This window comes from Halorubrum sp. B53 (genome assembly GCF_059752395.1).
In genome coordinates this window covers 114,011-127,707 of record NZ_MWTH01000009.1, presented here as the reverse complement: position 1 = coordinate 127,707, position 13,697 = coordinate 114,011, and the positions used below count along the sequence as shown (strand labels likewise).

Here is a 13,697-nt window from a genome sequence, read left to right as displayed (position 1 = left end):
GCGTAATGAGTACCGACGCGGCGAGTGACGCGAACGCCGAGGGCGAGGGGGGAGACGCCGGGAACGAGGCCGGCGGCGACGAGCCCGAGGCGTTCGTCCGTACCTGCGAGCACCTCGTCGACCGGATCCTCGCGGGCGAGATCGACCGCGACGACCTCGAGTCGGCCAAGCTCGACGCGTGTTCGAAGTTCTCCTCGCCGAAGGTGCCGAAGAACACCGAGATTTTGGACCACGCGCCGCCGGAGGCCCGCGACGACGTGATCGAGGTCGTCCGTCGGAAGCCGGTCCGGACCGCGTCCGGCGTCTCGCCGGTCGCGATCATGACCTCGCCGAAGCTCTGCCCGCACGGGAAGTGCCTCTACTGCCCCGGCGGCCCGGCCTCGGAGTTCTCCTCGGCGCAGTCGTACACGGGTCACGAGCCCGCCGCGGCCCGCGGCGAGCAGAACGACTACGACCCGTACGGGCAGGTCACGCTCCGGCTCGAACAGCTCCGGAAGATCGGTCACCCGGTCGACAAGGTGGAGCTCATCCTGATGGGCGGGACGATGACCGCGCGCTCGCACGACTACCAGGAGTGGTTCGTCAAGCGCGCGCTGCAGGCGATGAACGACTACGATCTGGACAAGGAACCGGAGCCCGCCGAGGAGGAGTCGTTCGCGCCCGCCCCCGAGGAGACCGAGTTCGAGTACCTCGAAGACGTGATCGCGGAGAACGAGACGAACGCGATCCGCAACATCGGGACGACGTTCGAGACGAAGCCCGACTGGTGCGACCCCGAGCAGATCGACCGCATGCTCGATCTCGGCGGCACGAAGGTCGAGGTCGGCGTTCAGACCACCTACGAGCGGATCAACCGCGAGATGCACCGCGGGCACGGCAACGAGGCCTCCCGCAGCGCCAACCGCCGCCTGCGCGACGCGGCGTTCAAGGTGGGGTTCCACATGATGCCGGGGCAGCCGGGGATGACCCGGGAGATGTGCGTCGAGGACTTCCGGCAGATCTTCGAGAATCCCGACTGGCGCCCGGACTACCTGAAGATCTATCCGACGCTCGTCGTCGAAGGGACCCGCGTCTACGACCGGTGGCGCCGCGAGGAGTTCGAGCCGCTCTCGAACGAGGAGGCGGCCGACGTCGTCGCCGAGGCGATGGACCACATCCCGAAGTATACGCGGCTCCAGCGCGTCCAGCGCGACATCCCCGCCGACTTCATCGAGGGCGGCGTCTGGAAGTCGAACCTCCGACAGCTCGCCGATCAACGGGCCGAGGAGAAGGGGATCGTCCAGCGCGACATCCGCGCCCGTGAGGTAGGCCACAACGACGCCGACCCGGACCCCGACGACGTAGAGCTCGACGACACCACCTACGAGGCCGGCGGCGGGACGGAGCACTTCATCTCGTTCGAGGACCCCGTCCGCGACCTCCTCGTCGGGTTCTGTCGCCTGCGGTTCCCCTCGTTCGCCCCGGAGCAGCCCGGCGCGCCCGGCACCGAGGACGACGCGATCCGCCGCGAGCTCGAGGACGCGGCGCTGATCCGCGAACTGCACGTGTACGGCAGCGAGGTCGCCATCGGCGGCGACGGCGACTGGCAGCATCAGGGGTACGGCACGAAGCTCCTCGAGCGCGCGGAGGAGCTCGCCCGCGACGCCGGCTACCGCAAGATGGCCGTCATCTCCGGCATCGGCGCCCGGGAGTACTACCGGAACAAGCTCGGCTACCACCAGGACGGGCCGTACGTGTCGAAGCGGTTGTAGGCGGTCCGAGCGCGACCACTCGCTCCAGCGTACCCACAACGACATCCCTTTTTCCGGGCCGCCTGTTGAGACGGTATGGACCAGAAGCGGGAGCTGTCGAGCATCGACCTCGCGGCCCTCGTCACCGAGCTCAATCGGTACGAGGGCGCGAAGGTCGACAAGGCGTACCTCTACGACGACGACCTGCTCCGGCTGAAGCTCCGCGACTTCGACCGCGGCCGCGTCGAGCTCATGATCGAGGTGGGCGACGTGAAGCGGGCCCACGTCGCCGACGCGGAGCACGTCGCCGACGCCCCGGGCCGGCCGCCGAACTTCGCGAAGATGCTCCGAAATCGGATGTCCGGGGCCGACTTCGCGGGCGTCGAGCAGTACGAGTTCGACCGGATCCTCACCTTCGAGTTCGAGCGCGAGGACCAGAACACGACGCTCGTCGCCGAGCTGTTCGGGCAGGGCAACGTCGCCGCCCTCGACGAGACCGGCGAGGTCGTCGGGTCGCTGTCGACGGTCCGGCTCAAGTCCCGGACGGTCGCGCCCGGCTCGCAGTACGAGTACCCCGCCTCGCGGCTCAACCCTCTCGACGTGAGCCTCGGCGGGTTTAAACGGCACATGCGCGAGTCCGACAGCGACGTGGTGCGGACCCTCGCCACGCAGCTCAACCTCGGCGGGCTCTACGCCGAGGAGGTGTGCACGCGCGCCGGCGTCGAGAAGGAGACGCCCATCAACGAGGCGACCGACGACCAGCTCAGCGCGCTCCACGAGGCGCTCGAGCGGATCGGCGAGCGGCTCCGCTCCGGCGACATCGACCCGCGCGTCTACGAGGAGCCGCTCGATGGCGAGGGTGATGAGGGGGACGGCGACGACGCCGACCGCGACCCCCGCGTCGTCGACGTCACGCCCTTCCCGCTCTCCGAGCACGAGGGGCTCCCGAGCGTCGGCTTCGACTCGTTTAACGCCGCCGTCGACGACTACTTCTATCGCCTCGAAAGCGAGGCAACCGACGCGGGCGAGGCCCCGGCGGACGCCAGCGCATCTCGGCCGGACTTCGAGGAGGAAATCGCCAAACAGGAGCGGATCATCGAACAGCAGAAGGGAGCGATCGAGGGGTTCGAGGAGCAGGCGGAAGCCGAGCGCGAACGCGCTGAGCTGCTGTACGCCAACTACGACCTCGTCGACGAGGTGCTCTCGACGGTTCAAGACGCTCGCGAGGCGGAAGTCCCCTGGGAGGAGATCGCCGAGACCCTCGACGCCGGCGCCGAGCGCGGCATCCCGGCCGCGGAGGCCGTGGTCGACGTCGACGGCGGCGAGGGGACCGTGACGGTCGAACTCGACGCCGAGAGCAGTGAGGGCGACGGGGACGACGATGACGGCGACACGGTCCGCGTCGAGCTCGACGCGAGCGCCGGCGTCGAGGTCAACGCCGACCGGCTCTACCAAGAGGCGAAGCGCATCGAGGGGAAGAAGGAGGGCGCGATGGAGGCGATCGAGTCGACCCGCCGGGAGCTGGAGGCGGTCAAGGAGCGGAAAGAGGAGTGGGAGGCCGAGCAGGCCGCCGACGACGGGAGCGGCGGAGGCGACGGTGCCGGCGATGGGGACGACGGAGACGACGAGGCGTACGAGACCGACTGGCTCTCGCGCTCGTCGATCCCGATCCGGAGCCCCGACGACTGGTACCACCGGTTCCGGTGGTTCCACACCTCCTCGGGGTACCTCGTCATCGGCGGACGCAACGCCGACCAGAACGAGGAGCTCGTCAAGAAGTACATGGGGAAACACGACCGGTTCTTCCACACGCAGGCGCACGGGGGGCCGGTGACGCTTTTAAAAGCCGCGGGCCCCTCCGAGTCGGCGGACCCGGTCGACTTCGCCGAGGAGACGCTGCGGGAGGCCGCGCAGTTCGCGGTCTCGTACTCCTCGGACTGGAAGGACGGCCGCGGCGCGGGCGACGCGTACATGGTCGAGCCCGATCAGGTCTCGAAGACCCCCGAGAGCGGCGAGTACATCGAGAAGGGGAGCTTCGTGATCCGCGGCGACCGCACCTACTTCGAAGACGTCCCCTGCCGGATCGCCGTCGGCGTCCAGTGCGAGCCGGTGACGCAGGCGATCGGCGGCCCGCCGTCGGCGATCGTCGACCGCGCGGCGACGAGCGTCACCTTCGAGCCGGGGATGTACGCGCAGAACGACGCGGCGATGATGGCCTACCGGACGCTGAAAGAGCGGTTCGCGGACCAGTCGTTCGTCCGGAAGGTGGCGAGCGCGGACCAGCTCCAGGAGTTCATTCCGGCGGGCGGATCCGACATCGCCGACTGAGCTGTCGACGGGGCAAGCCGGACCGTCGCCGCGCCCGCCCCGGAGCGCGACCCTTTCAAGCCTCCGCGCCTCACTCCGTCCATGAGCTTCGAGGCGCTGCCGGACGGCTGGCGGGTGTGGAACGAGGAGCCGAGCGGCCGGGCCATCCTCGTCTACCGTCCCGACGTGTTCGACGGCGACGACCTCCCGGCCGAGTGCCTGCCGACCATCTACCTCACGAACGGCGCGCGCAAGGCCCGCCCGGGATCCGGCCAGTACGCGACCGACGAGTGGCACGTCGTCCTCTTCTTAGAGCCCGAGGTCGAGGCGGTCTCGGAGACCCTCGACGACCGCGACGCCGGCGCGGCCGCGGCCGTCGACGTCGCGGAGCGGTTCGTCGCGGGCGACGTCGACTACCGCGCCGCCTACCAGGTGCCGCGCGAGGACTACTTCGAGCGGCTGGACGACTGCATCGACCGGGACTGAACGCGACACGGACCGGGAGTAGTCGCGACATCGACCGAGACTGAACGCGACGCCGCGACCGGCCGACCCGCCGCGATCGATCCGTGTTCATGGATATATTTTCCGGCGTGAATACCGATCGCATCACGAACACGAGGATTTTTATCGCCTCACGCCCCACCGTCGAGTACATGAACGCCGGTGGGGACCACACCGCTGACGAGCCGCGAGAGAAGTGCGGCGTCGTCGGCATCTCGCTCGCTGACCGCGAGGCCGCGCGGCCGCTGTACTACGCGCTGTACGCGCTCCAACACCGCGGGCAGGAGTCCGCGGGGATCGTCACGCACGACGGGTTCCAACAGCACAGCCACGTCGAGCGGGGGCTCGTCGGCGACGCGTTCGAGAAGGGCGACCTCGAGTCGCTGTCGGGCGGGACCGGCATCGGTCACGTCCGGTACCCGACCGCCGGGAGCCTCGACAAGAGCTGCGCGCAGCCGTTCTCCGTCTCGTTTAAGTCCGGATCGCTCGGGCTCTCGCACAACGGCAACCTCGTCAACGCCGACGAGGTGCGCGAGGAGCTGGCCGCCGCGGGCCACGCGTTCACCTCGGACGGCGACACCGAGGTGATCGCCCACGACCTCGCGCGCAACCTCCTCGAGGAGGACCTCGTGCGCGCCGTCAAACACACGATGAACCGCATCCACGGCTCCTACTCGCTGGCGATCACCCACGACGACACCGTCCTCGGCGTGCGCGACCCGCTCGGGAACCGCCCGCTGTGCCTCGGGAAGATCGACGGCGGCTACGTCCTCGCGAGCGAGTCCGCCGCCATCGACACGCTCGACGGCGAGCTCATCCGGGACGTGCGACCGGGCGAGCTCGTCGTCCTCGACCCCGACGGGCAGGGGTACGACACGTACCAGCTCGTCGAGCGCGAGTCGACCGCCCACTGCTTCTTCGAGCACGTCTACTTCGCGCGCCCCGACTCCGTCATCGACGACAACCTCGTGTACGAGGTCCGGCGCAAGCTCGGCCGGAAGCTCTGGGAGGAGTCGGGCGTCGAGTCGGACGTGGTGATGCCGGTCCCGGACTCGGGCCGAGCGTTCGCCTCCGGCTACGCCGACGCGGCCGGCGAGACGACCGCCGGCGGGGAGCCGCGCCCGGACGGCGACGCCGGTATCGAGTTCGCCGAGGGGCTGATGAAGAACCGGTACGTCGGCCGGACGTTCATCATGCCGACGCAGGACGAGCGCGAGCGCGCGGTCCGGCTGAAGCTCAATCCGATCCGGTCGACCGTGGAGGGGAAGTCCGTCACCATCATCGACGACTCCATCGTCCGGGGGACGACCTCGACGCAGCTGGTCGAGCTCGTCCGCGAGGCCGGCGCCGAGGAGGTCCACCTCCGCATCGGCGCGCCGGCGATCATCGCGCCCTGCTACTTCGGGATCGACATGGCGACCCGCGAGGAGCTGATCGCCGCCGACGCCTCCACCGATGAGATCCGGGAGGAGGTCGGCGCCGACTCCCTATCGTATCTCTCGATCGACGCCGTCGCCGAGGCGCTCGGCGAGAGCCGCGCGGACCTCTGTCTCGGTTGCGTCACCGGTGAGTACCCGTTCGACGTCGAGGGTGAGGAGAGCGACCGCGACCTCGACGCCGTCACGCCGGATCCCGCGCCGGCGGACGACTGATCCGGACGCCGACTCGCGGTTTGGCGGCGTGAACCCGGAATCGGGAATTTAAATACGCCCACGCCGGGAGGTACGGGTATGACATCCGACGCCGACGACGCGACGATGAGTCGCCGCGGGCTGTTCAGGGCCGGCGCCGCTGGCGCCGCCGTCGCGACCGGCCTCGCCGCCGGGTCCGGGACCGCCGCCGCCCAGTACGGGGGCTGGCTCGACGACGTGGACAACTACGACGGCACGCACGACTACACCGGTCAAGACGAGGTCACCGTCGATGTCGGCGCGGTCAACGGGCTCAGATTCGGCCCGGCGGCGATCCTCATCGACCCCGGGACGACCGTCGTCTGGGAGTGGACCGGCGAGGGCGGCGCGCACAACGTCGTCGCAGAAGACGAGACGTTCGACAGCGGCGAGACGGTGAGCGAGGAGGGGACCACCTTCGAGCACACCTTCGACGACGCGTCCGACGGCGACACGTTCAACTACTACTGCGTTCCCCACGAGACGGTCGGGATGAAGGGCGCCGTCGCCGTCGGCTCCGTCGACGACGACCTCGTCGACCCGAACGCGGGCGGGAGCGACGGCGGCGACGGCGGAAGCGGTGACGGTGGAGGCGGTGACGGCGGTGACGGCGGTGACGGCGGCGGCCGCACCCTCAGCGCGGGCGACATCGGCGCGCTCGCGCTCGGGTTCGGGTTCGCCGGGGCGCTGCTCGTCCCGCTCTTCTACGCGGCCCACCGGATGGCGAACGACGAGCGGTAGGGCGCCGGACCGGTCTCACCGATCCCTTTCTCGGTCCGCGTCGACGGCGAACCGCGACCGCAACGCGAGGAGGACGGCAGCCAGCCACAGCGCGACCTCGAGGAAAAACGAGGGGCTCCCGAGGTAGAACAGCGCGAACTCCCCCGGCGGGATCGCGATCGGGTCGGGCCGCTCGATGACCGGCCACGCGAGGAACAGCGCGTCGCCCGCCCGCCCGTTCACGGTCACGTGGAGCGCGTCGAGCGCGAGGTGCGATCCCCACCCCACCGCGACCGCGAGCCCGCGCCGGTGACTCGCGGCGACGGCGACGGCGAGGGGAACGAGCAGCGCTGAGTGGCCGACCGACTGGTAGACGTCGACGACGCCGAGGGCGCCGAGCGGCTTGTCGACGACGTCCGGGAGCGCGGCGCCGGCGACGAGCCAGCCGGTCGAGAGCGCCCCGGCGGCCGAGCCCCTCGACCCGTCCGCGAGCCGCCGCCGGACTCGCGGCCGGCCCGAGAGCCACCCGATGCCGGCGGCGACGAGGAGGTGGGTCGCGAACAGCACGCCGACCCGTACGGCCGGCGGCGGTTTCAAGCTTCGTCGGTTCGAGCGTGGACTCCGGAGGCGACAAGCGCCTCAGAACGCGTGGTACAACATGACGTAGACGCCGATCCCCATCGTGAAGGATATCAGCCAGAGGACGGCGGCGACGAGGCCGACCTGCGCGTGTCGCGTGTGGTACAGTTCCTCGTACGGACGGGTCGCAGCGAGCAGGAGGGCGTAGAAGACGAACGGGAGACAGCAGATCGCGAGCAGGATGTGGATCCCGAGGAAGGGGAGGTAGAGGTAGGTGTAGACGGTCTCCGGGCCCGGGAACTCGGTCGTGCCGACGTGGATCAGCCGGTAGAGGTAGGCGCCGAGGAAGGCGGTAAAGAGGCCGAACGACGTCAGCATGAGCGCGCGGTGCCGGCGCACGTTCCCGCGCGAGATGGCTCGCCACCCGAGGAGGATGGTGACGATCGCGGTCGCCGAGACGGCGGCGTTGAAGTGCGGGATCGCGGCGAGCACGGCGTCGCTCGCGCGCGGAAGGAGGGCGCTCGGGATCGCGCCGCCGACGGCGCCGAACACCACGGCGAGGGCGACGACGGAGGAGATGGCGGTCAAAAGCGGGACGTTCTCGCGGGCCCACTCGGACATGGACTGATGGACGGGCGCCACCCCCAAACGCGTGCCGGTTCCGTCGCGCCGCACTCCAGCGTTCGACCCCCGCAGGAGCGCGACAGGATCGCCCTCGCCGCTCGGTGCCACTCTCCGACACGGCACTGCCGAATGGAAGGGCTTTTAATTGGGGGAAGGGTACGTGGAAACGCGATAGAACACCGCGAGCGTGGGTAGCCAAGCCAGGCCAACGGCGCAGCGTTGAGGGCGCTGTCCTGTAGAGGTCCGCCGGTTCAAATCCGGTCCCACGCATCGCTCGGCGGCACACCCGCCACACCGATGCACGGTGTTGTCTCTACGACAGCACCCACGCACAATACCTTTCGATGCTACGCGAGAAGTGACGAGTACGATCGGACTGCTGTAGTCGTCAGTACCGCCAAAGCCCCAGCCGCTCGCTTATAAATAGCTACTCGCGGATCGGTGGCGGACACCTCCAAAGCCCCAGCCGGGAGGGCGGCGCACACTCGTTGCGCTCCTCGCTCGCGCTGCTCGCTGCGGTGCTTACGTCGTCTGCGCCGCCCTCCCGGCTGCCCCTTTGGGTCCCACCTCGCAGGCACGCGCCACCGTTAACTTATTTATAAACAGTATCAGTGGTCACGATTCTCGTCGCTCGCGCGAACTGCCACCCTTTTAGTCGCGCGCCGTCGGAGTGAGGCGTAATGAGTACGGACGCGACCCCCGAGTACGACCACGAGGAGCTGGGGCTCGTCGCCGGGCTGGAGATCCACCAGCAGCTCGACACGGAGACGAAGCTGTTCTGCGACTCCCCGACGACCGAGCGCGAGCCGGACGAGGCCGAGCGGGAGATCACCCGTCGGCTCCACCCGACGAAGAGCGAGCTCGGCGAGCTCGACGACGCCGCGATGGAGGAGAGCCGCGTCGACCGCGAGTTCACCTACCTCGCGTACGACACCACCTGCCTCGTCGAGGAGGACGACGAACCGCCCCGCCGCGTCGACGAGGAGGCGCTCTCCGTCGCGCTGCAGATCGCCGACCTGCTCGACATCTCGGTCGTCGACCAGGCGCACGTGATGCGGAAGCTCGTCATCGACGGCTCGAACACCTCCGGCTTCCAGCGGTCGATCCTGCTCGGTCAGGAAGGGGAGATCGAGACGAGCGAGGGGACGGTGTCGATCGTCGATCTCATGTTAGAGGAGGAGTCGGCCAAGCGCGTCGAGGAGACGGACGACGGCGTCGTCTACTCGCTGGACCGGCTCGGCGTCCCCCTCGTCGAGATCGGGACCGGACCGGACATCCGGAGCCCCGAGGGCGCCCGCGAGGCCGCCGAGCGCATCGGGATGCTGCTCCGCTCGACGGGCGCGGTCAAGCGCGGGCTCGGGACGATCCGCCAAGACGTCAACGTCTCCATCGCCGAGGGCGCCCGCGTCGAGGTGAAGGGCGTGCAGGACCTGCAGGGGATCGAGGACATCGTCCGCGGCGAGGTCGGTCGGCAGGCCGAGCTGCTCGCGATCCGCGACGAGCTCCGCGAGCGCGACGCGAGCGTGGGCGACGTCTCGGACGCGACCGACGTCTTCGCCGACACCGACTCGGGGGTCATCCGCGGCGCGCTCGACTCTGGCGGGAAGGTGACCGCCGTCCCCCTGTTCGGCTTCGACGGCCTCGTCGGGCGCGAGATCCAGCCGGACCGTCGGCTCGGCACGGAGCTCTCGGACCACGCGAAGCGTCACGGCGCGGGCGGGATCTTCCACACCGACGAGCTGCCGGCGTACGGCGTGACCGAGGCGGAGGTCGAGGCGCTCCGCGACGCGGTCGGCGCCGGGCCCGAGGACGCGGTCGCCATCGTCGCCGCCGACCCGGAGACGGCCGACCTCGCGATCGAGGCCGCCGCCGACCGCGCCGTCGCCGCGATCGAGGGCGTCCCCGAGGAGACGCGCGGCGCCAACGAGGACGGCACCACCCGGTACCTCCGTCCGCTCCCCGGCGCGGCGCGGATGTACCCCGAGACGGACGTGCCGCCGGTCGAGCCCGACCCGTCCGACGTGGACCGACCGGAGCTGCTCGACGAGAAGACCGACCGCTACGTCGAGGCGTTCGACCTCGACCGCGGGCTCGCGGAGCAGGTCGCGTTCGGGCGTCGCTTCCCGCTGTTCGAGACCGCGGTCGACCGCGGCGTCGACCCCACCTTCGCGGCCTCGACGCTCGAGTCGACGACGACGGAGATCCGACGCGACGGGGCCCCGGTCGAGAACCTGACGGACGAGCACTTCCTCGACCTGTTCGCGCTCGTCGAGGACGGCGACCTCGCGAAGGAGGGCGTGCCGGAGGTGTTGACGACGCTCGCGGAGCGCCCCGATCTCACGGCCGAAGAAGCGATCGAGGAGGCGGGGCTCTCCGGCGTGAGCGAGGACGCGGTGCGCGAGGCGGTCGTCGAGGTCGTCGAGCGCAACGCCGACCAGATCGCCGAGGAGGGGATGGGCGCGTTCTCGGGGCTGATGGGCGAGGCCATGGGCGCGCTCCGCGGGAAGGCCGACGGCGAGGTCGTCTCCGACGTGCTCCGCGAGGAGATCGGCAAGCGGTCGTAGCGCGCCTCGCGTCGGTTAGGCCCGTTCTTTACGTGTCGGGGGTCCCTGATTCGATTCGAGGGACACAGATGGCTGACCCGCCTCCAACCGACGCCTCCGACGACCCGTCCGCGTCGGACCGCACCCCCGACCCCGCCGTCGCGAAGACGCGCGGGGACCGAGTCTCCGACGCGACGAACCGGTTCATCCACGGCGTCGAACTCGCCGCCGCGGCGCTTTTCGCACTGCTGTTCGGCATCGGCGTCGTCGACCTCGCGATACAGATCGTCGAGTCGGTTCCGACCGGCGAGATAACGGACCCGAACACCGTCATCGGCTTCATCGAGACCGGCCTGCTGCTGCTGATCATCGTCGAGGTGTACGAGACGGTGGTCGCCTACATCGAGCAGAGCGACACCCGCCGGATCGTGAGGCTGGTGATCTACACCGGCGTCATCGCGATGGTCCGGAAGGTGATCATCTTCCGAACCACGGAGTACCCGACGACGCAGGACGCCCTGTTCGCCGCGTTCTCCTACACGCTCGTGATACTCGGCCTCGTTGCGCTGCTGTACGTTGAGCGGTCGGTGGGGAGTTCGCTGACGCCCGAGTGAGCCCCGGTCAGTCCGTCAGCTCTGCGATCAGCGTGTCGAGCTCGTAGGTCGCCGGCGCGCGCGACTCGTCGCGGAGGGCGGCGATCGTGAACGTCGAGTTCGTGCGCTCGACCTCCGGGATCGCCTCGAAGTCGCTGATGAGTCGCTCGACCGTGTCCGACGAGGAGAGCCGCGCGAGGACGACGAAGTCGGTCTCGCCCATCGTGAAGAACGCCTCCGTGACGCCCTCGACGGAGAGCAGTTCGTCCGCGAACTCCTCGTACGGGCCTTCGTAGTCGGCGAGCACCTCGACGATCACGGTGACGCCGAGCCCGAGCGCCTCGTGGTCGAGGTCGTACAGGTCGTTCTCGATCACGCCGGCCTCGCGGAGGTTGTTCAGCCGGTAGTGAATCGTCGACACCGGAATCTGCGTCTCCTCGTGGAGCCGCTCGGGGCTCCCGGTGCCCAGGTCCGATATCGCCTTCAACAGCCGCACGTCGCGCTCGTCCATACGTCCCCTTCGCGTGAGGGATTGTTGTATATTCCGACCGACAGGGTTGGATTCGACTGCAAGAAGCCCCTCGATTTCGGAAGCGTATTGCATCGAAATCGTATGTGTGATTGTTCATTCTAAATACGCCGGATCCCGAGAGAATAGTTTAACTATCTCAATCTACTTCGAACTGGTATCGAATGAAGCTACGGAACCTGCTTTCTACTCCTGAATCGGTCGTCGCCGCGTTCGTCCTCCTCGCGGTCCTTTGGGGCACCTCCTTCGTCGCCATCGAGGCCGGGCTGCACCACTTCCCGCCGCTGCTGTTCGCCGGCGTCAGGTACGCGATCGCCGGCGTGATCGTGCTGGGAGTCGCCGCGGTCGCGTCGGGTCGAACGGTCCCCCGCGGTCGCGACGAGTGGCTCGGTGTCGCCGTGGCGGGGACCTTCGTGATCGCCGCCTACCACGGCCTGTTGTACGTCGGCGAGCTCCGCATCTCCGGAGCGGTCGCCGCCGTGGTCGTGAGCCTCGCGCCGGTGTTGACCGCGGTGTTCGCCGCCCTCTTCCTCCCGAACGAGCGGCTCGGCCCCGTCGAGGTCGGCGGCTTCGCGCTCGGGATCCTCGGCGTCGTCGTGATCGCCGACCCGATGGAGGCGGGGGTGGGAAGCGCCGCCATCGTCGGCGTCGCGCTCGCGTTCGCCGGCGCGGTCGCCTTCTCGCTGGGCGCGGTCCTGCTCCGGCCGCTCCGAACGGACCTCCCGATCGCCGCCCTCCAGGGGTGGGCGATGGTGCTCGGCGCCGGGCTCCTGTTCGTCGGCGCCGCCGTGTTCGGCGAGTCGCCGGCGGCGATCGAGTGGAACCGGACCGCCATAGTATCGTTAGCGTACCTCACGCTGCTGTCCGGCGTCCTCGCGTTCCTGATCTACTTCGCGCTGCTCGACGCGGTCGGGCCCGCGCAGCTCCACCTGGTCGGGTACGCCGAGCCCGTCGTCGCCGCGGTCGGGAGCTGGGTCCTGTTCGGCAGCCTGATCGAGGCGGAGGCGATCGTCGGCTTCGTCGCGATCCTCGCCGGGTTCCTCGCGCTCGAACGGCACGAGATCGCCGCGTACGTCGGGTTCGACGCGTACCACTGGCCCGCCGAGATCGGGCGGAAGTGAGAGACTGTTCAACTCTGGCCGTCCGGCTGTCCGGCTTTTGACTTCTTGGCCGCCCGGCTTTTGACTTCCCGACCGTCCGGCTCTCCGACTTCCAGACTCCCGAGAGATCAGCCCTCGACGTCCTGCGTCAGGCCGGCCCGGAGGTCGCGGCCGAAGTAGTGGCCGAGCAGCGCGACGACGAGCCCGAGCCCGCCGCCGACCGCGAGCAGGGAGAGTCCCCACTGCTGGAGGTAGTCGACGCCGATCGGGAGGAAGCCGACGTTGAGCACGTTCGTCACGGCGACGAGCGCCCCCGCCGCGGCGCCGGCGACGCCGGTCTCGACGTACCGCCGAGCGGAGAGGGCCAGCCCGATCAGGAACGCGGCGACGAACACCCCGCCGGCGGAGCCGATCGTCCCGCCGATCAGCGGGATCGCGCCGCCCGCGAACACCCCCGCGGCGACGGCGACGAGCGACAGCGCGAACGCCTTCCCGGAGAACCAGCGACCGCCCATTCCGACGCGGCCCTCCTCGCCGCTCGCGGAGGCCGCGTGACCGGACGACTCGCCCGTCGCGGCGTCCGACTCGGCGCCGCCCGACGGGGCGGCCTCCCCGCCCTCGGCGAGGTCGTCGTCGAGGAGGTCGTCGAGGTCGTCCATCGGATCGCCGTCGGACGACTCGCGCTCTTTGGAGGGTTGCATACCGGAGCGTTCGCCCCTGAGACCTTGTGTCTTGTGCCCACGGGCGGCGTCGCCACCGTCGGGCGCCGCGCGTTTCCCCGCGCCGTTTCACCGGAAA

12 protein-coding genes and 1 tRNA gene are annotated in these 13,697 nt (G+C 69.6%); 9 read left to right on the top strand and 4 right to left on the bottom strand.

Annotated elements, in window-relative coordinates:
- Nucleotides 1–5 precede the first annotated feature (5 nt).
- The 5 genes from B4V06_RS08190 (at nucleotide 6) to B4V06_RS08170 (ending at nucleotide 6,952) form a co-directional block, all read left to right on the top strand.
- On the top strand, nucleotides 6–1,751 hold the full coding sequence (locus tag B4V06_RS08190; RefSeq protein WP_498169018.1) for a tRNA uridine(34) 5-carboxymethylaminomethyl modification radical SAM/GNAT enzyme Elp3: 1,746 nt from the start codon (nucleotides 6–8) through the stop codon (nucleotides 1,749–1,751).
- 75 nt (nucleotides 1,752–1,826) lie between these two features.
- A complete protein-coding gene (rqcH, locus tag B4V06_RS08185) occupies nucleotides 1,827–4,058 on the top strand; it encodes a ribosome rescue protein RqcH (protein WP_498169015.1) in 2,232 nt (743 codons plus the stop codon).
- A gap of 81 nt (nucleotides 4,059–4,139) precedes the next feature.
- Complete coding sequence (locus tag B4V06_RS08180) at nucleotides 4,140–4,523, top strand: DUF5820 family protein (RefSeq protein ID WP_123112269.1); 384 nt, start codon at nucleotides 4,140–4,142, stop codon at nucleotides 4,521–4,523.
- A 170-nt stretch (nucleotides 4,524–4,693) separates the two neighbouring features.
- Entirely contained in the window at nucleotides 4,694–6,193 is a 1,500-nt protein-coding gene (gene purF, locus B4V06_RS08175) for an amidophosphoribosyltransferase (RefSeq protein ID WP_123112268.1), read from the top strand.
- 78 nt (nucleotides 6,194–6,271) lie between these two features.
- On the top strand, nucleotides 6,272–6,952 hold the full coding sequence (locus B4V06_RS08170; protein ID WP_123112267.1) for a halocyanin domain-containing protein: 681 nt from the start codon (nucleotides 6,272–6,274) through the stop codon (nucleotides 6,950–6,952).
- Nucleotides 6,953–6,967: 15 nt separating this feature from the next.
- Here B4V06_RS08170 and B4V06_RS08165 read toward each other — a convergent pair whose 3' ends face one another.
- A complete protein-coding gene (locus B4V06_RS08165; RefSeq protein WP_123112266.1) occupies nucleotides 6,968–7,498 on the bottom strand; it encodes a metal-dependent hydrolase in 531 nt (176 codons plus the stop codon).
- 72 nt (nucleotides 7,499–7,570) lie between these two features.
- On the bottom strand, nucleotides 7,571–8,131 hold the full coding sequence (locus tag B4V06_RS08160) for a DUF420 domain-containing protein (RefSeq protein ID WP_123112265.1): 561 nt from the start codon (nucleotides 8,129–8,131) through the stop codon (nucleotides 7,571–7,573).
- 188 nt (nucleotides 8,132–8,319) lie between these two features.
- Here B4V06_RS08160 and B4V06_RS08155 point away from each other — a divergent pair.
- The 3 genes from B4V06_RS08155 to B4V06_RS08145 all read left to right on the top strand — a co-directional run bounded on the left by B4V06_RS08155 (nucleotide 8,320) and on the right by B4V06_RS08145 (nucleotide 11,291).
- Nucleotides 8,320–8,404, top strand: a tRNA-Leu gene (locus tag B4V06_RS08155).
- Nucleotides 8,405–8,814: 410 nt separating this feature from the next.
- Complete coding sequence (gene gatE, locus B4V06_RS08150; protein ID WP_123112264.1) at nucleotides 8,815–10,698, top strand: Glu-tRNA(Gln) amidotransferase subunit GatE; 1,884 nt, start codon at nucleotides 8,815–8,817, stop codon at nucleotides 10,696–10,698.
- Nucleotides 10,699–10,766: 68 nt separating this feature from the next.
- Entirely contained in the window at nucleotides 10,767–11,291 is a 525-nt protein-coding gene (locus tag B4V06_RS08145) for a phosphate-starvation-inducible PsiE family protein (protein ID WP_123112263.1), read from the top strand.
- Nucleotides 11,292–11,298: 7 nt separating this feature from the next.
- Here B4V06_RS08145 and B4V06_RS08140 read toward each other — a convergent pair whose 3' ends face one another.
- Nucleotides 11,299–11,781, bottom strand: a complete 483-nt coding sequence (locus tag B4V06_RS08140; protein WP_498169009.1) for an Lrp/AsnC family transcriptional regulator — start codon at nucleotides 11,779–11,781, stop codon at nucleotides 11,299–11,301.
- A 182-nt stretch (nucleotides 11,782–11,963) separates the two neighbouring features.
- On the opposite strand from B4V06_RS08140, the gene B4V06_RS08135 reads away from it, so the two are divergent.
- Nucleotides 11,964–12,920 carry a DMT family transporter gene (locus B4V06_RS08135; protein WP_498169006.1) on the top strand — a complete coding sequence of 319 codons (957 nt, stop codon included), beginning with the start codon at nucleotides 11,964–11,966 and terminating at the stop codon, nucleotides 12,918–12,920.
- Between the two features lie 107 nt (nucleotides 12,921–13,027).
- Here B4V06_RS08135 and B4V06_RS08130 read toward each other — a convergent pair whose 3' ends face one another.
- Nucleotides 13,028–13,600 (bottom strand): DUF8526 domain-containing protein, encoded by a 573-nt coding sequence (locus B4V06_RS08130; protein ID WP_498169004.1) that lies wholly within the window; start codon nucleotides 13,598–13,600, stop codon nucleotides 13,028–13,030.
- Nucleotides 13,601–13,697: the final 97 nt, after the last annotated feature.

Bases quoted from the DNA above. Each gene is read 5' to 3' on its own strand.
- B4V06_RS08145 (WP_123112263.1), top strand. From the start codon at position 10,767: ATGGCTGACCCGCCTCCAACCGACGCCTCCGACGACCCGTCCGCGTCG.
- B4V06_RS08140 (WP_498169009.1), bottom strand. From the start codon at position 11,781: ATGGACGAGCGCGACGTGCGGCTGTTGAAGGCGATATCGGACCTGGGC.
- B4V06_RS08190 (WP_498169018.1), top strand. From the start codon at position 6: ATGAGTACCGACGCGGCGAGTGACGCGAACGCCGAGGGCGAGGGGGGA.
- rqcH (WP_498169015.1), top strand. From the start codon at position 1,827: ATGGACCAGAAGCGGGAGCTGTCGAGCATCGACCTCGCGGCCCTCGTC.
- B4V06_RS08180 (WP_123112269.1), top strand. From the start codon at position 4,140: ATGAGCTTCGAGGCGCTGCCGGACGGCTGGCGGGTGTGGAACGAGGAG.
- B4V06_RS08160 (WP_123112265.1), bottom strand. From the start codon at position 8,131: ATGTCCGAGTGGGCCCGCGAGAACGTCCCGCTTTTGACCGCCATCTCC.
- B4V06_RS08135 (WP_498169006.1), top strand. From the start codon at position 11,964: ATGAAGCTACGGAACCTGCTTTCTACTCCTGAATCGGTCGTCGCCGCG.
- B4V06_RS08130 (WP_498169004.1), bottom strand. From the start codon at position 13,600: ATGCAACCCTCCAAAGAGCGCGAGTCGTCCGACGGCGATCCGATGGAC.
- gatE (WP_123112264.1), top strand. From the start codon at position 8,815: ATGAGTACGGACGCGACCCCCGAGTACGACCACGAGGAGCTGGGGCTC.
- purF (WP_123112268.1), top strand. From the start codon at position 4,694: ATGAACGCCGGTGGGGACCACACCGCTGACGAGCCGCGAGAGAAGTGC.
- B4V06_RS08170 (WP_123112267.1), top strand. From the start codon at position 6,272: ATGACATCCGACGCCGACGACGCGACGATGAGTCGCCGCGGGCTGTTC.